The sequence below is a fragment of the Arthrobacter sp. ISL-69 genome (genome assembly GCF_018613775.1).
In the GTDB taxonomy this organism is placed as follows: Bacteria; Actinomycetota; Actinomycetes; order Actinomycetales; family Micrococcaceae; genus Arthrobacter.
Window position 1 is genome coordinate 1 of record NZ_JAGGPO010000008.1, and the last position, 25,280, is coordinate 25,280.

25 protein-coding genes are annotated in these 25,280 nt (G+C 62.6%); 13 read left to right on the forward strand and 12 right to left on the reverse strand.

Going from position 1 to position 25,280, the window contains the following annotated elements:
- The 7 genes from J7I79_RS04595 to J7I79_RS04625 form a co-directional block, all read right to left on the reverse strand.
- On the reverse strand, window positions 1-408 hold a 408-nt coding region (locus tag J7I79_RS04595; RefSeq protein ID WP_285291293.1), incomplete at its 3' end, for a helix-turn-helix domain-containing protein.
- A 9-nt stretch (window positions 409-417) separates the two neighbouring features.
- Window positions 418-660: a hypothetical protein gene (locus J7I79_RS04600; protein ID WP_214950887.1), complete on the reverse strand. Its 243-nt coding sequence runs from the start codon at window positions 658-660 to the stop codon at window positions 418-420.
- A gap of 596 nt (window positions 661-1,256) precedes the next feature.
- On the reverse strand, window positions 1,257-1,427 hold the full coding sequence (locus J7I79_RS04605) for a hypothetical protein (protein WP_214950889.1): 171 nt from the start codon (window positions 1,425-1,427) through the stop codon (window positions 1,257-1,259).
- A gap of 270 nt (window positions 1,428-1,697) precedes the next feature.
- Window positions 1,698-3,134: a carboxylesterase family protein gene (locus tag J7I79_RS04610; RefSeq protein ID WP_214950892.1), complete on the reverse strand. Its 1,437-nt coding sequence runs from the start codon at window positions 3,132-3,134 to the stop codon at window positions 1,698-1,700.
- Window positions 3,135-3,153: 19 nt separating this feature from the next.
- Complete coding sequence (locus J7I79_RS04615; protein WP_311380518.1) at window positions 3,154-4,497, reverse strand: replication-associated recombination protein A; 1,344 nt, start codon at window positions 4,495-4,497, stop codon at window positions 3,154-3,156.
- A complete protein-coding gene (locus J7I79_RS04620; protein ID WP_214950894.1) occupies window positions 4,494-4,853 on the reverse strand; it encodes an MmcQ/YjbR family DNA-binding protein in 360 nt (119 codons plus the stop codon). Before J7I79_RS04620 ends, J7I79_RS04615 begins: the two co-directional genes overlap by 4 nt.
- The gene (locus J7I79_RS04625; protein WP_214950896.1) at window positions 4,850-5,236 is read right to left on the reverse strand and encodes an MmcQ/YjbR family DNA-binding protein; all 387 of its coding nucleotides are present in this window, start codon (window positions 5,234-5,236) and stop codon (window positions 4,850-4,852) included. The genes J7I79_RS04620 and J7I79_RS04625 overlap by 4 nt, the downstream gene beginning before the upstream one ends.
- 164 nt (window positions 5,237-5,400) lie before the next feature.
- Between J7I79_RS04625 and J7I79_RS04630 the strand changes: the two genes are divergently transcribed.
- Both J7I79_RS04630 and J7I79_RS04635 read left to right on the forward strand, forming a co-directional pair.
- Window positions 5,401-5,904, forward strand: a complete 504-nt coding sequence (locus J7I79_RS04630; protein WP_311380519.1) for a hypothetical protein — start codon at window positions 5,401-5,403, stop codon at window positions 5,902-5,904.
- Entirely contained in the window at window positions 5,897-6,892 is a 996-nt protein-coding gene (locus J7I79_RS04635) for a zinc-binding dehydrogenase (protein WP_214950899.1), read from the forward strand. Before J7I79_RS04630 ends, J7I79_RS04635 begins: the two co-directional genes overlap by 8 nt.
- 303 nt (window positions 6,893-7,195) lie before the next feature.
- On the opposite strand, the gene J7I79_RS04640 is transcribed toward J7I79_RS04635, so the two are convergent.
- The 3 genes from J7I79_RS04640 to J7I79_RS04650 form a co-directional block, all read right to left on the reverse strand.
- Complete coding sequence (locus J7I79_RS04640; protein ID WP_214950901.1) at window positions 7,196-7,516, reverse strand: hypothetical protein; 321 nt, start codon at window positions 7,514-7,516, stop codon at window positions 7,196-7,198.
- A 447-nt stretch (window positions 7,517-7,963) separates the two neighbouring features.
- A complete protein-coding gene (locus J7I79_RS04645) occupies window positions 7,964-8,899 on the reverse strand; it encodes an alpha/beta fold hydrolase (protein ID WP_214950903.1) in 936 nt (311 codons plus the stop codon).
- 33 nt (window positions 8,900-8,932) lie between these two features.
- The gene (locus tag J7I79_RS04650) at window positions 8,933-10,147 is read right to left on the reverse strand and encodes an MFS transporter (RefSeq protein ID WP_214950905.1); all 1,215 of its coding nucleotides are present in this window, start codon (window positions 10,145-10,147) and stop codon (window positions 8,933-8,935) included.
- 102 nt (window positions 10,148-10,249) lie between these two features.
- Here J7I79_RS04650 and J7I79_RS04655 point away from each other — a divergent pair, with 102 nt between their 5' ends.
- The 6 genes from J7I79_RS04655 (at window position 10,250) to J7I79_RS04685 (ending at window position 17,077) form a co-directional block, all read left to right on the forward strand.
- Window positions 10,250-10,828, forward strand: a complete 579-nt coding sequence (locus tag J7I79_RS04655) for a TetR/AcrR family transcriptional regulator (protein WP_214950907.1) — start codon at window positions 10,250-10,252, stop codon at window positions 10,826-10,828.
- A 192-nt stretch (window positions 10,829-11,020) separates the two neighbouring features.
- Window positions 11,021-11,182, forward strand: a complete 162-nt coding sequence (locus J7I79_RS04660; RefSeq protein WP_214950909.1) for a hypothetical protein — start codon at window positions 11,021-11,023, stop codon at window positions 11,180-11,182.
- Window positions 11,183-11,731: 549 nt separating this feature from the next.
- Window positions 11,732-12,340, forward strand: a complete 609-nt coding sequence (locus J7I79_RS04665; protein WP_214950911.1) for a recombinase family protein — start codon at window positions 11,732-11,734, stop codon at window positions 12,338-12,340.
- 1,774 nt (window positions 12,341-14,114) lie between these two features.
- Window positions 14,115-14,564 carry a hypothetical protein gene (locus J7I79_RS04675; RefSeq protein WP_214950913.1) on the forward strand — a complete coding sequence of 150 codons (450 nt, stop codon included), beginning with the start codon at window positions 14,115-14,117 and terminating at the stop codon, window positions 14,562-14,564.
- Between the two features lie 138 nt (window positions 14,565-14,702).
- On the forward strand, window positions 14,703-15,497 hold the full coding sequence (locus J7I79_RS24895; RefSeq protein ID WP_214950915.1) for a cutinase family protein: 795 nt from the start codon (window positions 14,703-14,705) through the stop codon (window positions 15,495-15,497).
- Window positions 15,494-17,077 carry a PxKF domain-containing protein gene (locus tag J7I79_RS04685; RefSeq protein ID WP_214950917.1) on the forward strand — a complete coding sequence of 528 codons (1,584 nt, stop codon included), beginning with the start codon at window positions 15,494-15,496 and terminating at the stop codon, window positions 17,075-17,077. Before J7I79_RS24895 ends, J7I79_RS04685 begins: the two co-directional genes overlap by 4 nt.
- A gap of 118 nt (window positions 17,078-17,195) precedes the next feature.
- Here J7I79_RS04685 and J7I79_RS04690 read toward each other — a convergent pair whose 3' ends face one another.
- Entirely contained in the window at window positions 17,196-17,489 is a 294-nt protein-coding gene (locus J7I79_RS04690; protein WP_214950918.1) for a hypothetical protein, read from the reverse strand.
- A gap of 556 nt (window positions 17,490-18,045) precedes the next feature.
- On the opposite strand from J7I79_RS04690, the gene J7I79_RS04695 reads away from it, so the two are divergent.
- The 5 genes from J7I79_RS04695 (at window position 18,046) to J7I79_RS24900 (ending at window position 23,565) form a co-directional block, all read left to right on the forward strand.
- Window positions 18,046-19,374, forward strand: a complete 1,329-nt coding sequence (locus J7I79_RS04695) for a 3'-5' exonuclease (RefSeq protein ID WP_214950919.1) — start codon at window positions 18,046-18,048, stop codon at window positions 19,372-19,374.
- A 1,569-nt stretch (window positions 19,375-20,943) separates the two neighbouring features.
- On the forward strand, window positions 20,944-21,147 hold the full coding sequence (locus J7I79_RS04700) for a hypothetical protein (RefSeq protein WP_214950920.1): 204 nt from the start codon (window positions 20,944-20,946) through the stop codon (window positions 21,145-21,147).
- A gap of 3 nt (window positions 21,148-21,150) precedes the next feature.
- Window positions 21,151-22,356 (forward strand): cupin domain-containing protein, encoded by a 1,206-nt coding sequence (locus J7I79_RS04705; protein WP_396020164.1) that lies wholly within the window; start codon window positions 21,151-21,153, stop codon window positions 22,354-22,356.
- Complete coding sequence (locus tag J7I79_RS04710; protein ID WP_251042396.1) at window positions 22,346-23,275, forward strand: sucrase ferredoxin; 930 nt, start codon at window positions 22,346-22,348, stop codon at window positions 23,273-23,275. Before J7I79_RS04705 ends, J7I79_RS04710 begins: the two co-directional genes overlap by 11 nt.
- Window positions 23,276-23,382: 107 nt before the next feature.
- Window positions 23,383-23,565, forward strand: a complete 183-nt coding sequence (locus tag J7I79_RS24900; RefSeq protein WP_396020165.1) for a hypothetical protein — start codon at window positions 23,383-23,385, stop codon at window positions 23,563-23,565.
- Between the two features lie 574 nt (window positions 23,566-24,139).
- Here the strand turns inward: J7I79_RS24900 and J7I79_RS04720 are convergent.
- Window positions 24,140-25,141 carry an LLM class flavin-dependent oxidoreductase gene (locus tag J7I79_RS04720; protein ID WP_214950921.1) on the reverse strand — a complete coding sequence of 334 codons (1,002 nt, stop codon included), beginning with the start codon at window positions 25,139-25,141 and terminating at the stop codon, window positions 24,140-24,142.
- Window positions 25,142-25,280 lie beyond the last annotated feature (139 nt).

A 25,280-nucleotide genomic window follows, 5' to 3' on the forward strand; every position in this document is an offset into this window, starting at 1 on the left:
TCCCGGGATCCGGTTCTTGCGCTGGCCGGCCTTGCGGCAGGGCTGCCTGATAGCCCGCCCGGTGCGCAGGCACGCGGTCAGATCACGCTTCAGCGCCCCGCGGGACTGAACGTAAAGGGACTGGTAGATCGTCTCGGGTGACACCCTCATCTCCGGCTCATCAGGGAACTCAACCCGGAGTCGTCCTGCGATCTGCTCGGGTGAGTACTTCTTTGTCAGGTCCTCCTCCACCTTCGCACGCAGCACGGTGTTCGTGTGCAGTTTCGCTGGTTTCGGACGCGAGGCCCGCTCATAGGCCAGTGCGTGCGCTGAGGTCGCCCGGTAGGGAAATCCTGCCACCGAGTTGCGCCGCAACTCCCGGGAAACCGTGGAGGCCGATCTGCCGACCACGGCTCCGATCTGCCGCAGTGATTGTCCCTAGGCGCGCAGTATTGCGATCTCCTCGCGCTGGGCGAAGGTCAGGCAACGGCCCTTCAGATCACGGCCCCGCCGGGGCCTGGCGCCGCCCGCCTCAAGCAGGACCCTGCGCCCGGTACGCCGGCTCGTATTGATCGGAGCCACGGCATCAGTGATGAAATCACCCGCCTGCATCCCGGCCCAAAAAACCTGCAAGAGATCAGGCCTCAAATGAATTGAATATCCCGCCATGACAACACCCATCCGCTAAGTGTTGCAATCACCGCAAGAACCCAAGGATCTCTCAGCGTGCAGCTAGGCCAGATCATTGTGTGCGGGCCGGTGTGGCAGCATGTGGTTATGAGGGCGCAACTTGAGGTTCCGCGGCTGGAAGACCTGAGTGATTTCGGGATTGTGGTCGAGCCGTCTAGTCAGCTTGGGGTGGTCTCCCTGGTCGCGTGGGCGAATGACGGGAGTGCCGTCACGCTGACCTGGGACGAGATCGCTGGGTCAGCGAGCGTCCGATGGTCAACGGTGACGAAGTGCGGCTTGTTCTTGAGCGAGAGACCGCGGTGAAGATCTCCGTCCGAGACGAGCGCGGCGTCATTGAGTCCGCGTCTGGTCCTACTGGGAAGGAGTGGGCGACGAATTGATCGTGCAGGTCGGCGAGCACGTGGCGGTGCGAGACGCGCTTCTGCGCACATAGCGACAGCTGGTCCAGAACCTGCCGGGCAGTCATTTCTGACTGACCGTCCTTCACCGGCCGCCGTTCGGACCTCTTTAGCGTGCGTCAGAATTCCTGGCTGTGAACAGCTTCGCTTCGTGTCGTCCTACCGATGGAGGGGTGCGATTTTTGAGCGCTACTTCTTGGAAGCAGCCTTCGCCCGCTGCTTGCGAACGACGCGGCGCCCAGCCTTGTCGCTCAGCACCGGCAGCACGTGTCGGATCGTGATCGCGAGGATGTTCATCGCGAGAGCGAAGCCGACCGCGTACGCGGCGACAGCGGGAATCTCAATCGACAGCTGGGGCATGAAACCTCCACCGTTCGATCTGTCAGCATTCAGGTGACTCTCGGCACGCGCAGGGTGCGCGTGTCGAGGACTATGGGCCTCGGGCTCGAGGCGGAGCTGCCGTTTCCAGAAGCGCGCCGGAGGCGACAGGAGATCTGGGCATAAAAAAACCGACCCGAAGGCCGGCGAATTTTCGCGCTCTATGAACGCAGGTCGATCTTGGCACATGTTCCCGCTCACGGCAAGGCCTCGCCGGGGTGTGAATGAGACAATCCCACCCCGACGAAGCAGCTACGGCCGGTTGACCCCCGAGAACGTCTCGACAACTTCCTCCGCGTGGGCGGTGGCGTCGTAGGGCATGTCGCCGATCCCCTTGACGGCCGGCACCGTGGCGACGGGCTCCCACAGTGCACCGGTGTCCCCGGACGCGAGTGCGAGCAGCGCGTCACGGGCGAAGTTGTCGCGGATGATCTGCGCGTCGCTGGCGCCGGGCCGGGTCTGGCCAACGATGCCGTACATCTCGGTGCCGTGCACGGCGGGCGCCCCCTCGACGGGGCCGACCGACAGCAGGTGCGCTTTTCCGCCGGCGGCGGCGTGCGCGAGGGCGCCGCGGGTCTGCGGCAACGTGAAGGAGAAGTCGGTGAGCAGCGCACCGCGGACCTCGACGGGTGTGCGTCCGTCGACGTCGTAGACGGCGATGATCTGGCGGGCGCGGCTGCGCAGGATGCGGTTCCGGTTGGCGAACTCCGCAACAAGGGCGTCGATGCTTCCGGGGTCGAAGTCTTCGGTCCTGTGGAGGACCCAGTAGTCGGTCTCGTGGGTGGCGCTGCTGAAGAGGATGTCGACGTCCCGGTGCTGACCGGACTCGAGGACGTGCATGGGATGGTCCGTGAGGACACCATTCGGCTGGGACCGGTCATCCACGATGGCGATGACGTCGTTGTCGACCCCGTGCGCGGCACCAGGGTCTGAGGACTGCGACTTGGCCATTGCCTCGACAAGCAGGTTCGCGTCCACGGTGAGGAGCTGCTCGGGGTCGTCCTGCAGGCCGAGTGCGGTGAGGATGGTGTGGGCGCGTTCCTCTGCGCCCCACGCCGGCACCTGGCGTGATGGCATACCGGAGAACGCGGCTAGGCGATGGTAGAGGCCCTCGGCGGATGGGGCGGCGAGGAGGCTGAGGGCGGAGAACGCGCCGGCGCTGTGGCCGGTGACCGTGACGTTGTTCGGGTCGCCGCCGAATTGGGCGATGTTGTCCTGTACCCACTGCAGCGCGGCGATGATGTCCTTCAGGCCCAGGTTGGTCGCTTCTGCGAGTGCGCCGCCGTATTGGGAGAGCGACAGCCACCCGAACGGACCGAGTCGGTAGTTGAGGGAAACGCTGATCGCACGTCCGGTAGCGGCGAGACCCGATGCGTTGGAGGTGGTCTGGGTGTTCGCGCCGAGCATCCACCCACCCCCGAAGATATACACGATGACCGGGAGAGGCTTGTCGCTGGCGTCGACGGGTGCCCAGACGTTGAGGTTCAGGCAGTCCTCGCTAAAGCCATTGTCGGCCTCGAGCCAGCTGGTGTCCCCGGCCTGGAGCGGCGCAGGTCCCTTCTGGTCGTAGGGCAGGTCAGGGTCGAAGGGCCTGACCTTCGGGCTGCGGAAGCGGTCGGCAGTGGCGTACGGGATGCCGAGCCACGAGCGCACTGCTGCGCCCTGTTCGGCGATGTCGGTGTTGGTCATGCGAGAGGGTCCCTTCTGGTCAGACGTCGTCTGCGGCTGTTGAGTCGTCAGCAGTGGTCGAGTCATTGGCGGCCTCGTGGTCGGATCGCAGCTGCGCCCAGTGGCGGAGCCGCTCCGTGATCGCTCGTTCGTAGCCGCCGGTGGTGGGTTCGTAGAACGTTTCCCGGGGCATGCCTTCGGGGAAGTAGTTCGCGCCGGAGAACCCGGTGTCGGTGTCGGGGTCGTATTGGTACCCCTTGCCGTAGCCGAGGTCCTTCATCAGCTGGGTCGGAGCGTTGAGAATGTGCGCTGGCGGCATCAAGGAGCCGGTGCGTCTCGCGGCTGCGTGAGCTTTGTTGAAGCCGCGGTACACGCCGATCGATTTCGGTGCGGTCGCGAGGTAGAGCACCGCCTGCGCAATCGCCAGTTCACCCTCGGGTGAGCCGAGGCGTTCGTACACGTCCCACGCGGCGAGGGCCTGCTGCACAGCTCCTGGGTCTGCCATGCCGATGTCTTCCGTGGCGAACCGGGTGATGCGGCGGGCGATGAACAGCGGGTCCTCGCCACCGTCGAGCATGCGGGCCAACCAGTACAGGGCTGCGTCGGGGTCGGAGCCGCGCATTGACTTATGAAGGGCGGAGATGAGGTTGTAGTGACCCTCCTGTGCCTTGTCGTACAGCGGCGCCCGCTTCTGCACCGCCGCGGCGAGAGCAGCCGAGTCGACGGGCGCGGGCAATGTCTGCACCTGCTCGATCATGTTCAACAGGTACCGCCCATCCCCGTCCGCCATCGCGAGGACAGCCCGGCGGGCGTCGTCGTCAAGGGGTGATGGTGCACCCAGGAGTGTCTCGGCGCGTCCGACGAGCGTGCCGAGAGCCGCGGTGTCGAGGCGATTCAGGACGAACACCTGACAGCGGGACAGCAGGGCGCCGTTGAGCTCGAAGCTGGGATTCTCCGTAGTCGCGCCGACGAGGACGATCGTGCCGTCCTCGACGTATGGCAGGAACGAGTCCTGCTGGGCCCGGTTGAACCGATGGATCTCGTCGACGAACAGCAGCGTGCCCTGCCCGAGCTCTCGACGTCGCTGCGCTACCTGGAAGACCTTGCGGAGGTCTGCGACGCCGGAGAACGTCGCCGACAAGGGCTCGAAGGCGAGGTTGGTTTGCTCGGCGAGGAGCCTTGCGATGGTGGTCTTCCCACAGCCCGGAGGCCCCCAGAGAACCATCGAGACCAGCCGTTGCGCAGCCACCATACGCCCGATCGGAGCGTCTTCTGCGAGCAGGTGGTCTTGCCCGACGACATCAGCAAGTGTGCGGGGACGCAACCGGTCGGCCAAGGGCCGGGAAGCGTCGTCCACCTCGAACAGGGACGGCGGCTCGTTCACGAGTCCGCGTCCGGGTGGTGTCCGTCAGCGAGGTCGTAGGAGCCGTGCACCAGATCTTCGATCAGTCGCTTCGTCACCCCGGGTCCCGGACCGACGGAGATCCAGTGGCGCTTATCGAGGTAGCGACCGGGCGTGATCGAGTCGTGGTCGCGTTGGAGCGCGTCAGCGTGAAGCGGGTCCGCCTTCACGGTGATGATTTGCAGGTCCGGGTCGTCCTCGGTGACGATCAGGAACACTTTTTCCCGCACCTTCCACACCTCCAGGTGTGGCGTGAACGGCCGACTGGTGCTGACGTGCTCGAGCGCTGCGGCCTCATCCTGGGCGGTTTGCTGGATCTGCTCACCGGAGAGGATCACTGGTCGTGCCTGCCGAAAGTCGCCGGGTCCACAGGGCGCTTAGCGTGCGGCAGGCCCTCCACGACGAGGAGATAAGACTCGGTTATCAGGTCGTCGACGAGCTGCTTTCGAAGGTCCCCTCCGGGGTGCAGCGTGATCCAGTGCTGCTTGTTCATGTGATAGCCGGGGGTGATGTCCTTGTGCTGCTCTCGTAGAGCCTTCCCATCCTCCGGTGCCGCTTTGATGATGACGATGGGTTCGCCGGTGACTTCGGTCAGCAGCATGAACACCTTGTCGCGGACCTTGAACACTTCCCACTCTGGGCCGAAGGGATGCTCGAGTCCGGCACCGGGAAGCTCCTGCGCCCGTGCTCGAGCCTGCTCCTGCAGTTTGTCGTCGTTCACGCGGGTTCCTTCCCTGGACTAATCTGGATTCAGTACGTACCAGTGTACGCACTTAGTCAGACATCGGAGGAAGCATGCGCCGCGGGAAACCGAATGACCCAGGACGCCGGTCGCGAATCTTGGAGTCCACCCTCGACGTAATCAAGACCGACGGGATCAGTGCGGTGTCGTATCGGGGTGTTGCCGCGCATGCTGAGGTGCCGCTGGGGTCGATGACGTACTACTTCCCCACCCTCGAGGGCCTCATCTTGAGCGCTTTGGACTCGACCCGCAGCGAGCTCGAGCCCCGGTATGCCGCCCCGCTTCGTGATGCTCGCAGCCCCGCCGACGTCGTCGACGCTCTCGTTGACGCGACGATCGGCTCGACCAGTCCGAGCCTTGCCGACATCCGCCTCTACGAGGAGATTCGTCACTACGGCGCCCGGGACCCGAAAGTGGCTGCCGTGCTCCAGGCAGTCGAGGACGATTCCCTCGTGATGCTCCAGCCCGTCGTTCCCACCAGCATCGCCCTCGCCATCAACGCGCTGCTGTGGGGCTGGTGGAGTCACCGCCTGGCGCACCCCGACACGTCGCTCGACGAGGGAACAGTGCGCAGACCCTACGAGGCGATCGTTGGACTCGCCGCACCCGATCACCCATTCCACACGAAAGAGCAAAACCATGCCTAAGACAATGCGAGCCGTCCGGCTGACCGGTCCCGTCGCTCCCCAGGAGCTCACCGTGACGGAGGTGCCGCTTCCAGCGGTCACCGCGGGACAAGTCCGCATCCGCGTGCGAGCGTTCGGCATCAACGAGTCCGAAGTCACCAGCCGCAAGGGGGAGTCCGGCCCCGACTTCTCCTTCCCCCGCATCCTCGGCATCGAAGCCGTCGGCGTCGTTGATGCTGTCGGCGACGGCGTCAACCTGGTTCCAGGGCAGAAGGTCGCCACGATGATGGGTGGCCTCGGCCGCACCATCGACGGCAGCTACGCCGAATACACCGTCGTCGACGCGGCGAACACGATCCCCTTCGAAACCGACCTCGGGTGGGATATCGTTGGTGCGCTCCCAGAGATGCTGCAAACCGCCCACGGGTCGCTAACAGCCGGCCTCCACCTGCAAGCCGGCCAGCAGGTGCTCATTCACGGCGGCACCTCTAGCGTCGGTCTCGCCGCCATCGCGATCGCCAACCAGCTCGGTGCCTCCGTCATCGCCACCACTCGCAACGCAGCTCGAGCGGACCTGCTGCACCACGTTGGCGCCGCCCATGTCGTGACCGATGATGACACCCTCCCGGGCGCTGTTCGCGCGATCGCGACGGAAGGTCTAGACGCCGTCCTCGAGTTCGTCAGTGCGGCGGCGCTCCCGGACATGCTGACCCTGGCGCGTTCCGGCGGCGTCGTCTGCTTCGTCGGCGCTCTCAGCAGTGAATGGACCATCCCGGACTTCTCACCGTTCACGATCCCCAACGGCGTCCACCTCACCAGCTACGCAGGTGAAGCAGCCGACCTCTCCGCTGACGCTCTGAGCAGGTACGTCGGCGCCATCGAAGCCGACACCATGCGCATCATCATCTCCGACACTTACACCGGACTCGACCAAGTCGCTGCAGCCCATCAAGACTTCGACGCGACCCACCGCGTCGGCAAACGAGTCGTCGTCATCCCGGGACGGTGAACCCACCACAAGCATTCGCGAGCCGCTGTTCTCGAGCGTGGCGTGCGACGTCACGTCCTACGCGTCGGAACCAACCCGTCAGCGTCCTGACGACACGCAGCGAGGCCAAAGGCGACACCGAACGGCGCTGCTCACAGCTGGGCTGAGCTGGGCTTCCAGCCGAGCACCGGCTAACAGAACCCAATTTGGCGCCCGTTAGCCGGTCCTCCGCCGGCCAGGTCAGGCCTCCAGGGCGCCGTTGCCGTTCTAGCCTGTAATTCACCGCGGTATTTGGCGTATATTTCGCGGCGTTATTTGGCGCGGTCAGGTGCCGATGAGCAGGGTTTCCCGGGCTGCTTCGACGACTTCTTTAGTGATGCTGTTGAGTTGGTTGATGTCTCGGATTCGCACGATCTGGGCGAAGAGCCGTTGGATGAGCCGGAAGTTGCCGTTGGTGATGCGCGCGACGGCAGCGATAGCTTCAGCGTCAGTGAAGTCGTTCGGGTCAATGCTCAAGCCGAGTTCCAGCCAGCGGTTCGTCAGGACGAAGGTGAGTTCCTCGTTGCTGAGGGTCCGGTAATGGTGGGCGAAGCCGATACGGCTGTAGAGCTGTGGGTACGTCCTGCACCACGCCGGGATGACCATGCACCGGAAAGAAGATTAACTTGCCGAATCGAGCGCCAGCCGACTCCAAAGGGATCGGCTGGCGCTCGTGCATATACCCGACCGCAAATTACCAACCGTGTCGTCGCTGTTAGCCGGCCCGCCCCGGCCGCTGATCGTGCGGTCCGAAGCGTCTCGTCAGACAAGGCCGGCTGCGATACAACGCAGGGCAAAACGGCGCCAACGCTGGGCACAGGCCGCAGACCAGGTTCCGGACATGATGAACCGTGTTGAATCCATGCCATGCCCGGGATCATTCAGCTGTGGCTTTAGGTTCTAAATGGCGGCGTTCTGTCGCTGTTCAGTGGCGGGTGTCCGTTGGCGTGACCACGCCGCACACTGAACAACTCGGCAGTTTTTGGTTGAGCGGCGAGTGCGGTTTAGCGTGACGTCTGCCGCTGGCCGCTCTGGCCGGCTGCGTACTTTCCTTCAACACGGTAGGTCTTTTGACCGGAAGTTCAGGACTGCTTCGATCATCGCTTTGGGGTTTTCCTCGGCTGGGTAGTGACCTGCGTTTTCAATAATGACGGTCGTGACTTCGGTGCCAGCGAGTCGCATCGTGGTTCCCACGCCTTCGCCGAGCCCTTTCGCTCCGCCGATGGCAAGAACAGGGATCGTGATGGGAGAGAGCTGCCGTTCTTTGTTCTGCTCCATGGTCGTTTCAAGTGCCCGGTAGAACTCGAAGCTGGTGTGCAGGCCGGCGGAGTCGCGGGTGATTGCGTCGACGTATTCGCGGATCGCGTGCTCGGGCAGAGCGTCTGGGCTCGCGGATTTCGTGCGGAACTGCTCAGAGAAGAACTCGTACTCGTGCCCCCGGACGAGCAGCTCGTTCAGAGCGGGGAGCCGGTTGAAACCGAAGTGCCAGAGCTTTGAGTTAACGAGGCCGTTGCTGAAAATCGGGGCAGACGGGGTGAGACCGGGGATAGCGGCCTCAGCGACGATGATCCGCTGGAGGGCGTTGGGGTGGTCGGCGGCGAGAGCGTAGGCCGTCCACATGCCGATGTCGTGACCGACCATCGTGAATCGGTCGTGCCCAAGGGTTGCCATGAGTTCCACCATGTCGCGGGCGAGGGTGCCGGTGTCGTAGCCGTCGTCCGGCTTCTCGGAGAGCCCGACGCCGCGGGGCTCGGCGGCGATGACGGTGAAGTGCTCGGCGAGGGCAGGCATGACGTGGCGCCAGGCGTACCAGGTCTGCGGCCAACCGGCGAGAAGGAGCAGTGCCGGGCCAGTGCCGCCGGTGACGACGTGCAACCGGACTCGTCCGGTGTCGACGAGGGAACTGGTGAAGCGGTCAGTGAACCCGGCCGGGAGGCGCGGGACTGCGGTAACGCTGCCTGGGCCGCTGATGATGGTGGAGGAAGTCATGGTCATGACCTTTCGTGTGAGTCTGCGTGGGGGCTAGGAACGAGAAGTGCGTCTTGCGGTGAGGGCAGTGCTGATGATGGTGACGCCGACGATTACGCCGAAAAGGATGAGGGTTGACCCTGTGGTGCCGAGGGTTTGATTGAGGACACCGAGACCCAGGGTGGGCATTGTCGAACCGAGGTAGGCCGCGAGGAAGTACGTCGCGACCAGGTCGGCTCGGCGTTCGGGGTCTGCGAGGTGTTGCGTGATGCCGATCCCGCGGCCGAACACGAGACCAACACCCGCCCCGGCGATCACCGTGCCAAGGATGAACTCGAGCAGGGATCCGGCGAGCAGGCCCGCTTCGAAGACCACCGACCCGATGACGAGGACCGTCGGCCCGGCGAATGGCCCGTTCAGCCATTGTGGTCGCGGCATGACCTGAGCCAGGAGCGCTGCGAAAAAGACGATGCTGACCAGCGCTGACGAGGCCAGCGAGTCTTCGATGTGGAGTTGGTTTTGCACGAAGGAGGGCACGAGGGAGGAAAAGACCCCGTTGACAGTGAAGGCGGCGAGCACCAAGCCGAGCACCCCGAGGAACATCCGCCGATCGGCACCTTCCGGCAGCGACGGCCGGCGCACATCGAGGCGGAATCCAGCCTGCCGGGTCACCGTCTCCGGCACCACGACGACGGCAAGGACTGCGATTCCGAGCGCGATGAGGTACCACCAGAAGACCTCGTGCGTGGGGTCACCGAAGAACCGGGCGACGGCTCCCGCTGCGATGCTCCCGAGACCAAGCCCTCCCATGTTCGCCACCGTCGACATCACCGGAGCAGCCTGCGGCCGATCGGGACGGGCTAGCTCGGCCAGGGCTGCATTCGCGGTGGCCGTCACCACGCCCGCGGCCAGACCGAACACGAACCGCGCCACGAGAAGCCCCGTGAGCGTGCTCGCCCCTAAAAACAGCACGGTACTGATGCCAAGGACGACGAGGGCACCGATGAGCACGGGGCGGCGTCCGAGCTGGTCGGACAGCGACGCAAAGACAAGAAGCGACACCAGCACACCGAACGCGTAGACCGCGAAGATCGCCGTCGTCCCCAACGCTCCGAAGTGCATCGCCTGGGCCCAGAACCGGTAGAGCGGGATCGGTAGTGTCCCACCCATCATCACAATCCCATAGGTGCCGGCGATCAGCCAGAACCCGACGTTGGCCCGTCGGATCCTCCCGTGACTTTGTTGCGCCAGGAGTGGACTACTCGTCATGGCATCTGCCCTTCTCGACCCGAATATCATGTTGGTCCGATCAGTCCAACATAGTTGGACCGATTGGTCAAGCTTGTGTACAGTGGATTGAGGGAGGCCGTCATGGCAGGACGAAAGCAGTTCGACGTCGACAAGGCGCTGGATCAGGTGATGACCCTGTTCTGGCAGCGTGGTTATGCAGAGACCTCTCTTGACCACATCGTCTCGGCGACGGGTCTTGGCAAGGGGTCGCTCTACGGCACGTTCGGGGGCAAGCCCGAGTTGTTCCGCCGCTCCCTTGACCGGTACGCCGGCACCTACGGTCTCCAGTACGAAGCAGCGCTGAGTGGGCGCGCCACTCCGGCGCTGGCCATTCAGGCGTTCTTTGATGTCGTGCTGGCTCGTATCGCCGACCCGATACTCCCGGGCGGGTGTCTGATTGCTTTGTCGGCGATGGCTGCCCCGACTCTTGATGAAGCGAGCCGTGATCATGTGCGCAGCCTGCTCGATCGTCAACGGCAGCGTGTGCAAGCCGCGTTGGAGGGCTCCACCCCGGATGCTGCCGGGTTGGCGTTGTTCGTTGTAAGCACTAACCAGGCTCTCGCCGTCATGGACCGGGCCGGAGCACGAGCAGACGAACTGGCCGGGATCGCATCGGTGGCGGTGAGGGCTGTTAAGGCGTCGACACCCAGTACCGACTGAATTTAGGAGGCCGCCACGTGTTGTACGAATTCGTTCGTATTCGCTACACGCAATGGAGGTCCTAAGGCCGAGCCGAGCCGAGCTGACGGGTGTGAGGTGCAGCGCTTGGTGGCCGAGTTCTCGCAGCGATAAGTGGGTGATTGTCTAGGCGTCGGGCGACTTGCGAATTCGCGAAAAGAACCCTAGCTAAGCATGCTGGCCGTCTCACTCGCCCTCGGGCTGCGCCCGCTGGATGTCGGCGGCCTGAAAATGGCGCACTGGCTGGAAGGAGTGGGTGTGGTCACGGTAGGCCTCGCCGGCAACGGGGTTGGACACTGGGACTTCGCCCTCGGTGCCAACGAATTCACCGGCTGAGCCCCGGGGCCCCCGGGGCCGAGCGGCCCGCGGGCAGCGCGCCGCGCGCGGCTGTTATAGGTCCGCTGATACAGCCGCAGGCGGTCATCGCGGGTTTGCCCGTGGACGGGCGGCTGCGCATTGTCGGCCGGTCCACCGTTCTCTCCACCCGGGTAGGGCGTGAGCTGGGCCGCCAGCTCACGCCCATCGCAGGCCGGGTATCCATGGCCCGAAGAGATCAGCGAGACCTCACTGAACAGATTCAGCGAGGACAAAGGCCCCATCCATCTGACCCTGGTTGATCCGCTCGTGATCGAAGCGGCGGCCGACGTAGCCTGGTCCGGTGAGTCCTTCCGCCTGGACGGGGCGACAGGTTCATCTTTCATGATTGCTTCAGTCCACTCTGGAGCGTGTCTTGGAAATCTACAGCTTTTCAAGACACACCTCCGGAGCTCGGATGAGCTGGTCGAGTGGGTGGGAAGTCCGGGCTCCTGTTGTCTCGGAAACGCGTCTCACCATGCATCGTCTCGCCGGGGGTGCCTCCTGAACTTTTCGAGTCAGAATGGCCTGGTGAAACAACTGGGTTACACATGCGTCAGTACTTCCAGCCAGGATGCCCAGCTGCAACTGGACGCGCTGGTTGCCGCCGGCGTGCAGAAACGCGACGTCTTCGCCGACGTGACGTCGGGAAGCAAGACGGCCATGGAGCGGCCTGGAATGAAAAGGCTTCTCGAGTACGCCGAAGATGGCGACACGGTTGTTGTGTGGCATGTAGACCGGTTAAGCCGGTCCCAGATCGGCGTGTTCAACACCTTGACCCTGCTGCGCGACCGCGGCGTCCATGTCCGATCTATCTCGGATGGCATCGATCCGGCGACCTCGACGGGACGGCTGATGCTGAATATGCTCGCCACCCTCGCCGAGTATGAGCGTGAGCTGATCGTCGAGCGGGTCAACGCCGGCATCGCGGCCGCCAGGCAGAATGGCACACGCTTCGGTCGGCCTGTGTCCGCTCCGACCGTCATCGCGGACAAACTGGCGATTGCCGAAGACGCCCGCGCGAAGGGTCGCACCGCGGAAGGCGCCGCCCGCCTGGTCGGCTGGACCCAGCGCAGCGCGGACGCTGCACAACAGATTTCCTTTTTGCAGAGGGGTACAAGAAAGAGCTGGCGCGCTTGAACCGCACCCCCGAAAACTAGACTCTAGATTTCAAGTTCAACTTTCGGGGGTGCGGTTCTATCGCACGTACGTCGTGGAACTGCCGCGCCAGGCGGGGTCGCAGCAGTCGTGTTGGAGCGGCAGGGAACTGGGCAAAAGGAGGGTGTGCACAATGTGACACCCTGGGTGTCGGATCGGGCCGTACATTGGCCGGACTGGGCCGGATTGGAGATGTTTTCTAGAGTTCCCAGTGTTTGCAGGGGCTGGAGTCCGGTTCGAGTCCCACCTCGGGCACGCATGACCCCTCGTCAGAGGTAATTTTGCTTTGACGTGTTGACAAAGCTTGCGGTCGCGCCATCTGACGGGTTGGGTCGCGGGCTGTAGCCTGGCCGCCCGGTGGCCTATTCAGGTGTATGGGTAGCGCATCAAGACCCTGGCTGGTGGGCCCCCGCCTGCTCTGTACTGGGGTTATGCGGTTCCTCGTTCCGGATCTGTCGGTTGGGCGTGTTTGTCCAACACCAGTTCATGGTCCGGGGAAACGGGCACAACATGACCTTGGAGAAGTTCGCTGTCGGAGGTTCTGGGAAGCGATCGCAAGACCGCCCCGAAAGCCCTAAGCCGGTGTTTGTCCTGCCAAACAGCGTGTGGACAGTGTCACAGTTGCCTCTACTTTGTTGAAGGCTAAGGGCGACGTCCACCGTCACGTTTGCATCAAGCTTCCTAATGATGGCGTCAGAAGACGAGAATCGGAGCCCAACCGGACAATATCTGAACCACGGTCTGACGTTTAGGTTTTGGTGTACTCATAACTCGCTCACCAGAGAGCGCCCCCGGGGGTCGCCAGCTTGACGTAGCGGTCAGACGGCCGCCTATTATTTGATCTGCGTGTGTGCCGCAATGAATCCTTGAGCATCCACTTGAGCAAGCGACTTTGTCGATCGTCGATGTCCCGGCCAACGATTTTCTTAGGCTAGGCGGCAGCAAATCTTTGCTGGTATCCATTGGATGTCTCATTTGTGGCGGGTGTCGTGATCTGCACTGCCGTGACCGGGTCATCGGTAATTGTCAGGGTTACGTCTTGGTGGGAGGGAGTGGAGCCGTACCAACCTCTCGCCGAGTACTCTCCGTCCCTGTAGCCGAGGCTAGTTTCGGCTGCTGGGGTTGGTGTCATCGGTGTCTGCTGGTCAGACGTTGCTACGTCCGTTTCGGTGACGGGAGTCGTTCGCTGTGTCGAATGGCAGGCGGCAATGCTGAGAGCGAGCAGGACGGTTCCGCCAAGGCGATGCCCATCGCTGACATGCCTTTGGGCCACCCCGCGTAAAGGGTGACGTGGGTGAGGGCCTCGATGAGCTCCCCCGGGTCAACCCGTTGTCGAGTCCCCGGCCAAGGTGTGAGCTCAATTGCTCGGTGTTTCCGCCGGCGGTGAGCACGGCCACGGTGATGAGGCTGCGGTCTCGGGCTTTCTAGTCTTCTTCAACGAAGTCCAGGATCACGAATTTAGGGAGCGAACGGGCCGCTACTGGGATTGAAGGCACCCGCTGTCAGGGCTCCATAGCTCCAAGCTGACCAGGGCAGGCACATACGACTTGCCAACTCGCCGGCGGCAAATAGTTCGAAAACGAATATGCACCGTTGCCAGTAAAGAGGTTGATAGTCCACGAAGTCATTTTTCTGCGAATTTACCGGTCTTCATTTGGGCGCTGACACGGCGGGCCCATGCAGGTACGATGCGATTCAGCACTGAGGGTTACCGCCCGGAGATCGGTGCACACACTGATCGTGTTGGGGGAACACAGTGAAGCGAATTATCGGAATTATCCTCGCAGCGGTTCTTGTCGTGGGACTTGGCGCGTTCTTTGTGGTCCGGTCCGCGGAGGACAAGGTGACTGCGGACATGCTTTCCCGCGCCGGGCGGTTCGCCATTCCGGCTAACTGGAAGCTGACCGACGAAATCGTCCGCCCCGAGCAGTTCCTCTGCATCAGTACGAACCCGTGCCCCAGCCTCTACCGGCAATGGGACACAGGGAAAGAGCTGACCGAAAACGATGTCACAGCCGTCGTCTCGGGAGTCGGCTTCGAGATGAAGACCGACCGTCCATGCCAGCGGCAATCGAACGCCATCGGCGTCGCCACTATCTGCAGCTCCTCCGGTACCGACGGCGACTACAACTACATGCTCAACGTAGCCAGCCCTGACCCGAATGAACCTCAGACCGTCACCCTTATCGTCAGACCAGTCGACTAAACCTTGGGAAATCTTGAGGATAATTTCTCTGGCGACTGGATAAACACGCCGGTACTCTAAGACCATTCAGGCCGCGTCCGCTGCCTTGAGCCGCAGAACAAGGCGGCAATTCCGTTCAGTAACCGTGGGGGTAATGCTGTGCGCGCAAAATCACCGTTCCAACTAACTGCCATAGGCCTGGCAACTATCCTGGCCACCTGCGCTCTAACAATCCCGCCCGCAGCCGCAGCCGACTCTGTCGCCGCTGCCTGCGCAACCGTAGAAAGCATCTTCGCCAGGGGCTCGGGGCAAGGGCCACGCGACAGCGAAGCGGAACGCTTCGAAAGCCAAATCCGAAACCGGCTCACCAGCCCGTCGACCCTCCATCATTACAATCTCGGCTCAGAGACGGTCGACGGGTACTCCTACCCTGCTGTTCCTGTCGGCATGCAAACCGGATTGGAGTCATTGTGGAACACCGTCCAGGCGGGGATTAGCGGTGGCGAAGGTTACACCTATGGCACCAGCGTCAACGAAGGTGTTGACGAGCTGAATGCCTACCTGACCAAGCGCGCTGCCGCCTGCCCGGAAGCCCTCTTCGTGCTCGGCGGATACTCCCAGGGCGCCCAAGTCGTGGGCGAAGCGTACAACGACAAGCTCAGCGACAGCCTGCGCCGCCGGGTCGTCTACCAAGCACTTTTGGCGACCCCAAGCTCTTTCTCCCCGAGGGTAACAGCTATCTACCTGGCGCAGCCCCACTTGCCTGCCTTGATGAGGCGTCAAACTCTGAGTGGCGCTTCGACGTTCCGAACTGCGAGGTCTTCCAGGGCTCCCTCGGCTCTCGGATCCCGTATCTTCCCGAAGGCTTCACTTCAACCACGGGACTGTCCTGCGCATTGCAGGACTTCGTATGCGGATCGAGCCGAGTGTTCTGGGACAACAAGGGCCATATGAACTACTGGGGCGACAATCAGAGCATCGATAAAGCTGCGGTCCAGATCGCAAAGCGGATCAAGCCGCTTCTACCCGCCAGCCAGGTCAACGACACCGTCACACTGCCGGCTTCAGGAGCCACCGGCCTGGACGTAGTCTTCCTGATTGACTCTACAGGCTCGATGTGGGGACAGATTGACGCCACCAAGGCCTTCGCCGCCGACATGGCCAATACCATCAAGGCAAACCGTGGCCGCGTTGCCCTGGTCGAATATAAGGATGCAGGGGACGAATTTTCTGCCCGGATCCTCAGCGAGTTCCAGGAAGATACCCAGGAGTTCTCCACCCAGCTTTCCACGATCTATGCGTCCGGAGGAGGTGACCGTCCGGAAGCTGCACTCCACGCCCTGATGACCGCCTTCAACGGACTGGAATGGAGGGACGGTGCGACCAAGGCCGCCATCGTTCTGACGGACGCCGACTATCACGACCCCGACCTCGTTGACGGCAGCACCCTCGATGCAGTGGTCAAGCGGTCGCTGGAGATTGACCCTGTCAACGTGTACCCGGTTGTTCCCTCCTACTTCAGCAACTTTTACTCCGCCCTGGCAGGGCGGACCACCGGACAGGTCATTGTCGATGGCGGGGACACGAAGGCGGCGCTCACCACGGCGCTCACCAGGATTCAGGACCGGCCGGTGCCACTGTTGGCCCACCCCGAGTACTACGCCATCCCCGGTCAGGAAGTGTCGTTCGACGCCTCGTCCTCGTACTCTCTGTCCTCCAGCATCGTGAAGTACGACTGGGACTACGACGGCGACGGCACCTTTGAGGAGACCACCACCGCACCTGTCGGCCGGCATATCTACACCTCAGCAATGGAAGGCATCATGCAGGTCAGACTCACCGATGCCAACGGCCTGGTTGCCAACGCTTCGGCGCTTCTTCACATCGGCAAGTCTCCCCTTGATGGTTACCCCACCGCTCCCGTGAACGTCACTGCCATGCCGGTCTCTGACGCTGGCGACGTCAGCAGCGTCCAAGTGACGTGGCAATCCTCCGACCCGCTGGTGTACCGGTGGGCCCTCACCGTCGATGGCATCCCTGCGGGGCTGGTAGACGCGGGGACCCGCACGGCAACCATGACGGATGTGCACCGGGGCAAGGATGTCGAGATCGGAGTCGTCGGATTCACCGAGGGCGGCGGCATGGGATTGCCGGCGAGGGTGACTCTTCCCGCCAGGAGCGGATTTGCCTTCAGCGGGTTCATGGCACCGGTCGACCCCGCACCGGCACTGAATGTCATGACGGCCGGGCGGTCGGTGCCGATGAAGTTCAGCCTGGGCGGAGATTTTGGGCTGAACATCCTTCAGGCAGGCTCCCCGACCTCCGTTCCGATCACCTGTGACACGGGGGCGCCGCTTGCGGAGGTTGAAACGACCACGACGGCCGGTTCGAGCAGTCTGTCCTACGATGCGGCAAGCGGGACGTACACCTACGTCTGGAAAACAGATAAGGCGTGGGTTAACTCCTGCCGAATGTTCCAGATGACGCTGACGGATGGGTCAAAGCACACGGCTGTCTTCAAATACCGCAGCTGAACCCTAGCGAATAGGCGCCCTGTGCCTTTCTGGTGCGGGGCGCCTTTGGGCCCAATTCCCTGCCCGGAAAGAGCCCCCGCGTCGCCGCTTCAGACCAGACCTTCCAGGCTTGCCGGGGTCAGCCCGCGACTTCTGCCAGCAGCGCCGCAGCCACCTGCGGGGCGACGACGTTGGCGGCCTGCAGGAACTGGCGGGAGCGGCTGCCGGTCCACGGGAAGTCGTCCGGGAAGCCGTTGAGGACGCCGGCCTGGGAGCTGGCCAGGCGGGCGCCGTCGGACTCCCGGGTCCAGGTGCGGGCCTTCTCTGTCAGGCACCAGGCAGGGTTGTCGGTGCTGAACAGGTTGCCGCCGCCCGGCTTGCGGTTGGCCCGGGTGTTGGCGCCGATCCACACGTCGTTGCCGATGACGACCACCAGGCTTTCCCTTGGCCAGAAGCCAAGGGTGTGCCCGATGAAGCTGAGGACATCCGGTGGGGTTTTGATGGTGAGCTTTTCCAGGATCCAGCTTCCTGCACCCTTGCGTTGCGTGGTTCTTCTGCGGTTGTTGCTGGTGGGCGTCGTTCTGGTAGGGGACCACCCGCTGGGATGAGGGGCCGGAGTGCAACTTGGGGGACCGGCAACGGGGCCGAAAACTTCATCCGCCGGCACTGCTTCTACTGCGGGTGTGGAGAAGTTTTCGGTTCGGGGGCCGGCGCGGTAGCGCCCTGGTTGCGCGGAGGACCCGCCCAGCGATGATGGGACATATCAGAATGACAAGCAGCGATACAGCTTCCATCTGTTCATGGGAGGAAGCAGATCAAGCAGCATGACTCCTGCATGAGAGTCAGGCTGCAATTAGTGGGCCCTGCGCGTCAGTCTGCAAAAGGGGATGGAGTTACCCTGTGCGCCTTTACATTCCAACACCTTCTGGGGCGCATCCGCTCGGATTTGGGGTGATAACATCGGGCTCTTGTCGTGATGAAGGATGCCCATGGAAGCCGTATTTGGTTTTTTGTTAGTAGTCGTCTTTTTGTGGTGGTTGGCACGTAGAAAGAAGCAGCGAGCACTAAAGGTATTGGCCTCTTTGCAGAAGAAGGCTCAGAAACCGGAAGTGCGTGAACCGCTGACCTATACGAGGCCCCGCTCGGTTCCAGAGCCTGCCCCGGCAGAGCGTGTGTCCATGCGGTTCGCTGAGCCTGGCCGTGTTGGTGAGCTGTTCAGCTACGGCGGGCCCTCATCGGGAAAGGGCTACATTCATGATGGTTCTTTTGCAGTGATCGATGTCGAAACTACCGGGTTTTCACCAGGAAAAGGCGATCGTGTTATCGAATTGGCCATTGCCCGAGTCGACAAGAACGGCCGCATCGAAGACGAATATGCAACACTGCTGAACCCGGAAGGACGCGACACAGGTGCCGTATTTGTTCACGGCATCAGCAACGACGCAGTGCGGAATGCCCCATTATTTTCCGACGTTGTCGCGGACGTCTTGGCGCGGTTGGACGGCGCAGTCGTTGTGGCGCACAACGCAAGATTCGAAGAACGCTTCATGGCGGCGGAGTTTGCACGGGCTGGCGTGAGGACGCCGCCAATGCCAGCGCTTTGTTCTCTTTGGCTGGGGCAGCAAACGTTCGACACACCAAATCACAAGCTCGGCACGCTCGCGCAACATGCAGGAATACCCCTCGTGGACGCTCATGCCGCCCTGGGTGATGTTAGGGCGACAGCGGCATTGCTTCCCTTGATGCTCGACAGATACCGGCCAGGGATTGAGTTCGGACACGACCCAGCACGCGGTCTTTTTGATCCATACCGCTTGGGCTCAGTGAGCCCGATGACGCGGGCCAGTTCATTGCGGAAGGGTGCGGATGGTTGGATGCACTCCCTGCTGTCCCGTCTGCCGATCAGTACAGGCGACGTTAGCGACGCCGCCGCCTCAGAGTATCTTGAAGCCCTTGCCGTCGCGTTGGAAGACGGCAAGATCATTGGGGATGAAGCCAAAGCTCTGGCCAAAGTCGCCGGTAGAGGAGGCATGGGAGCTGAACAAGTTCGCGGCCTCAATGAACGGTTCTTGGAACTGATACGCGAAGCCGCATTCGCAGACGATGTCTTGACTGCAGAGGAGCTCACCGACTTGAAGCGCGCCGCAGACGCCCTGGCAGCTCCCGGTTATTTCGACGATCTGCAGGCGACCGTCACGGATGCCAGCGGGCAGGCGAGGGAAAAACTGAACCCCTCACCAACAGCACCTAAACCCCGGAAATGCGGTCACTGCCGGACGCCTGGCCACTACCGTTCGAAGTGCCCCGAACTGAACTAGAAGGGGTGTGGACAATGTCCACACGTGCCGCCTCGGACCGGGCCGTACAGCCTTCCGACTCGACCGGATTCCGCATGATTCCGCGGATTCCCAACGTTTGCAAGGGTCAGAATGTAGTTCGAGTCCCACCTTGGGCACAGCATGACCCCTCGTCAGAGGGGTTTTTGCTTTAATGTGTGGACATTCACCCTCGAGGGTCCCTCTGACGCTTTCCGCGGTCTGTGCCTGGCGCCGCGGTGGCCTGTGAAGTTATGTGGGTAGCGGGGTCATGGCCGTGGCCTGTAGGCCTCCAGCCTGCCGGAATCCAGGGCAATGCGCCGTCCTTTCTTGCTGTTTCCGGTAGCCAGTTGTGGCCGTCACTCATTCATGGGCAGGAGTTGTGGTGACGACATGACCAAGCCGAATTTTCTTCGAGGATCGTCCTCGGGTAGCTGCTTTCTGCGAACCCGGCAGAGTGCGCTCATCGCGTGTTTGTCCGGCCAAAGGGGTGTACGCATTGTGCACACTTTTGTGCACGGGCGGCTTTTGGACCTTCATTTTGGTCCCTATCCTCCTGGTTCCTCCGTTACCACTTCATGAAGTTCTCTGTTTCAGGCGACGTGATTTTGCGCCTGGATCGTCGGCGTCGTTGGACGTTCCTGTCAGCGGGAACCTCTATCCGTGGCCGGCATGCGAGCCGTCGACAGCGTGAAGGTATGTGGGATCCGGCCTCTTCTTCCGGGGGGAGGTCCTGGTTTGGTTGAGTCGTAAGACCTGTCCATAGTTGGATGCGCGTCTATCGTTTTCCTCCCATGCATAGGGTCAGTGCCGTCCCCGCTAAGAAAGGCGTCCCGAGCAGACTTGCGGTAGACGAGGCGGCTGTCGCGCCTCTCAGAGTGACGGGCCCGTCACTGACGGTCATTCCGCTGAACACAGCGACGATCACGTTGGCGGCACTGGCGTCGTGGACGAGGTAGTCGGCCGCTGGCGGAACCTGTGTCTGTCAGATTTCGGCGTCGTTCTGATAGCGGAGTCACCGCTAGGTTCGAGGGTCCGGAGTGCAACTTTGGATCGTGAGCGGCGCATGGCGCCCTGGTTGCGCGAAGGACCCGCCCAGCGATGATGGGGATTAGAATGACAAACAGCGAAGTTGCTTCTAGTTGTTCGTGGAAAGCAAAGTCCGTTGGCATCTGAATCAAAGACTTCTGCCCGTTCCGGTCCAACAAATGAAGGTTCTAGGGTTGTGACTCCAAATTTGACGTCGTTACCGCATACCTGGGACAAGAACGTGTATAACCACCGGCTCCCCTCAGCACAGTTCGCTTGTTTGCACCAGCCTTTCAACGGCCGACGTGACGACGTTTTAGCTGATGCCGATGGCAAGGGTGGACCGACCTTTGACTCCGCGCCGGCCGGCCGAATAGGACTGTCCCAGTTCTGAATCTACCTGAGTTGTAGAAAAGGGTTGTTCCCAGAGCTGGCCCGTGCCGTTAAGGTGATCACGGGCGGTGCCGATGAAGGACCGCCCGGTTGCGTGATCAGGTGCCAGTAATGGAGCTGATCCTAGCGATTCGATTCTCGGGAGGAAGCATGACCAATCCAGAGCAGGATCCAAGCCAGCAGGAAGGCCCCGCGGACGGTGGCGCGGCCGGCGTCCCCGGCATGCATGATGGGGGTGCCGACGGGGGAGCTGACAGCGGTGCCGACGGGGGAGCTGACAGCGGTGCCGACAGCGGTGCCGACAGCGGTGCCGATGGAGGAGCTGACGGAGGAGCCGCAGAACGGGGCATCTAAATTTTGAGCACCACCCGCACGGACTTTCAGGACCCCGACGCCTTGGAAAGCGGCGGGGTCCTGGAGACACGCCTGATTAAGATTGGCCGTGAGAGGTTCGCCGACGACGTCTGGGGGCGCACGGCGCTGCTCACGCGTGGCGCAAGCGACTTCTCCGATCTGTTCTCCGCCGAGGCCGTCGACGAACTGATCTCGCGCCGTGGACTGCGCACACCTTTTCTCCGCGTTGCCAAGGGCGGCTCTACATTTCCCGACTCGTCATTCACCTCTCCCGCCGGCGTCGGCGCCACCATCTCTGACCAGCTCGACGACACAGCGCTTTGGCGCAAATTCGCGGACGGTGCCACGCTCGTGCTGCAGGCACTGCACCGCACATGGGAGCCTGTCACGGACTTCAGCAGCAGGCTAAGCACCGAGCTCGGACATCCGGTGCAGGCCAATGCCTACATCACGCCGCCTCAGAACCGTGGGTTCGACGATCACTACGACGTGCACGACGTCTTCGTCCTGCAGATCGAGGGGACAAAGCGCTGGATCATCCATGAGCCGGTTCACACGGACCCGTTGCGTGATCAACCCTGGACCGATCGCCGCTCCACCGTGGCCGAGGCCGCGAAAGGCGAGGCCCACATCAACACGGTGCTCGAGCCAGGGGATGTCCTTTACCTGCCGCGTGGCTGGTTGCATGCCGCCCAGGCGCAGGGCGAGGTCTCCATCCACCTCACGCTTGGAATCCACAGTTGGACCCGCTACGCATTGGCCGAACAGCTCGCCCAGGCCGCGCTCGCAGCGCTGTGCGACGATCCCGAGATGCGCCATACATTGCCATTGGGCGTCGACGGACCAAACGGGGAGATCGACGTCGTCCGTGAGCGCCTCGCCGCTGCTGTCGTTGAGGCTGAAACCAGTTCTTTGTTCCACCGCACCCGGCGAGGACAGGGCCGCCCGGCACCGCTGGGACCGCTGGCCCAGCTCGCGGCTGTCGACGGCCTAAGCCCCGAGTCTGTGGTCCGGCTTCGCGATGCACTGGAAGCACGGCTAGAGGGATTGCGCCTTACCACGCGCGTGGGTTGGCTCGACTTCCCAGCGACCGACCTGCCTTCTGTCACGCGCCTGCTCGACGGGGAGATTCACACCGCGAGTGATCTCGGCGTCGAACTCGTTGAAAGACTGTTGCGCGCGGGGGTCCTCGTTCCCGTTGAACAGTGATCTAGGCAGTGACTTCGCCACAGTGGCGGCCACGGAGCGCTTCTTCTGCTCTGAAGGCGCCCGGTTGCGCGGCGACCCGATTGCAGGCACAGCGTCGCACGGCGTCGTCTGGGTCCTCATCGAGTACCGGGGCGGGTGGCCTCTCAATGGCTTCGAAGGGCTTGGTCTCGAGCCTGAGACCAAAGCACTCGTGCTCTCCGCCGCGAAGGCGGCGCGGGCGCGGGTGCTGCTGGTGAGACGGCCCGGCCCCCGCCGCCGTGAGGGTCAGAGCCATTGGGCAGTACTGCACCATGAGGATACGGGCGCCTATCGTCAGCAATGGGGAACGTGGGGCAAGGATGAGGATCTGGCGGAGATTGCCAGAGCCCTCAGCCTCCCCGGAACGCTCGGCTATCCACCCGTCATCCTGGTATGCACTCACAGTCGACATGACCAATGCTGTGCCGTGTGGGGACGGCCCGTGGGACGTGCGCTGAGTGAGCGGTGGTCGGAGCTGGTGTGGGAATGTTCGCATGTAGGCGGTGACAGGTTCGCAGCCAACGTCGTGGTTGCACCCGACGGCGTCTATTACGGGAATCTGGACGTGGAGTCGTCCGTCGCCACGATCAAAGAGCACCTCGCCGACCGTATCCACGCGGAATATTTGCGCGGATACACGGATCTCTTCCCAGCACAGCAGACCGCTGTCGCGGCCACGCTCAGACGTTTCGGCCCGGCCGGCCGGAATGACTACAGGGTGGTCGAGACCTCCCGCGACGGCGATTACTGGCGGATCCGCCTCACCGGCCGCCCGCCTCACCCGGCGCGTGTCGACGTCGAACTGCAGGCCCGGCGCGCTACGCCATGCCAACTGACCTGCCGCGGGCCGGCGATGAGCTCCGCCCTGGTCTACGAGCTCATTTCGATCCGCGCAGCCTAAAGGACGGGTTTACCGAAGGCAGTACCTTTGTCGGTGAGCCGACGAAGGTTCCAATCGACCCGGCGACCCAGGCCTCGAGCACCGCAGATTTTGAATCCGCCGACACGGTGCGCCGCCAGCACACCATCGGCATCCGCTTCGGCCAGGCAGGAATCGGAACACTCTCCGCCAGCCGCTACTCCACTTGGCACAAGGCTGAGACGTCTGAGCGTGGCACTGCGGACCCGCAGCGGCTGGCAGCGCTGACCGAAAGCGCGTTCGGCACAACAGAGAACTGCCGCGCCCCCTAAACGGAGGGCACGGCAGTCGCTTGGAGTCGCTCCAAATTCTGTCAGAAAGGCGGTGTGGACAATGTCCACACTTTTGGCTTCGGACTGGGCCGTACATCGCCCGGACTGGCTCGGATTGCTTATGTTTTCTGGGCTTCCCAACGTTTGCTAGGGTCAGAATGTAGTTCGAGTCCCACCTCGGGCACATGTTTTCCCTGTTCAGGGGCTTGTGGGCCGCTGACTGTGGACAAAACTGCTTTTGATGGGCCCTTCGGGGCCTATTTTGTTGGTGGCCGGTTGTGTGGCCGGGTGGCTCTCCTCATGTTCGGGGAAGGGTCTGGCTTGTACTCCTTCATGGTCATTCAGGGGCTGGGCAGCATGACCTGATTGGGCTGGGGGAGAAGGACTGGCTCCGGCCCATTTCCTGTCGCCTACTTTGTGGACTTCAGGGTGTGGTTGGGGGTCTGCTGCCAGTCACCGCGTAAGGGGTTTTGATGGTGAGCGGCAGCGCACGCTATCCCCGACAAGGTGAGCGTGGCGGCCCGGACGGAGCCGTATGAGAGGTTGCCGTCCAGTCAGGCGGCAAGCGCCGCTCTCAGAACCAGTTTTCGGCCAGCAGTTGCATTGAACGAGACTTGCCGGCGGGGTCGTGGGCGTATGTCATGGTGATCAGTTCATCAGCGTGGGTCGCCTCGGCGAAGGCCTCCAGCGCTTTGCAAGCAGCGGCTGGGGAGCCCACTGCCTTGATTCCTAGCATCGATTCGGCGTACGCCCTCTCGGCAACTGTTCCCATGATGCCGGGGGCAACCGGCGGCTGGAGTTTGCGCCGGTTGCCGCTACGAACATCGAGGATCATTCGCTGCGCAGTCGTCCACATCCGCTGCGCTTCCTCATCCGTGGGCGCGATGGCAACGTTGATGGCCGCCATGACGTATGGCCGGTCAACCTGTGCCGTCGGCGCCTGAGGACTAAATGTCTGTCGGTAAACCTGCAGTGCTGAAAACGTCTCAGCCGGGGAGAAGTGAGACGCAACGCAGAATGGCAACCCCAGGTAACCGGCAGCTGCGGCGCCACTACTACTGGAACCCAGAACCCAGATGGGAACTTTCGTCCCGGTGGCCACGCCGCCGGTAATTGGCAGGCTTTCGGCCATTCCCTCGTCACTGAACCAGCCATTGAGGTCCCGGATATTGCCGCCGAGCGAGATCAGATCCGCCCCGGTTCTGCGCAGAGCCTGCGCTGCCACCGGATCTGTTCCAGGTGCCCGCCCGACGCCGAGGTCGATTCTGCCTGGAAAGAGCTGGGAGAGGGTTCCGAAGTCCTCTGCAACCCTCAAGGGTGCGTGGTTGGGCAGCATGACGCCCCCGGAACCGACGCGGATCCTTTTGGTAAGGGAGGCCGCGCGGCCAATCAGTACCGATGTCGCACTGGCGCCGAGGAACGGTGTGTTGTGATGCTCCGCAAACCAGAGCCTGCTGTACCCGAGCTCGTCCGCCAACTGCGCACCGGCCATTGAGTGGGCGATGGCCTCCGCCATCGTGCCGCCCTCTGTGACGTGCACAAGATCAAGGATGCTCAGGGGTACGCGTGCTGACATGCCGGGTTGTCCTATCGTAAATGGTCAATCCATTGAATCACAGTGACGCGTGCAAATATCTACCACCGATCCCTAGCCGAATACGTCCACATCGACTTATAGTTGAATGGTTCGACCAATAGCCTATTTTCTATTTCCG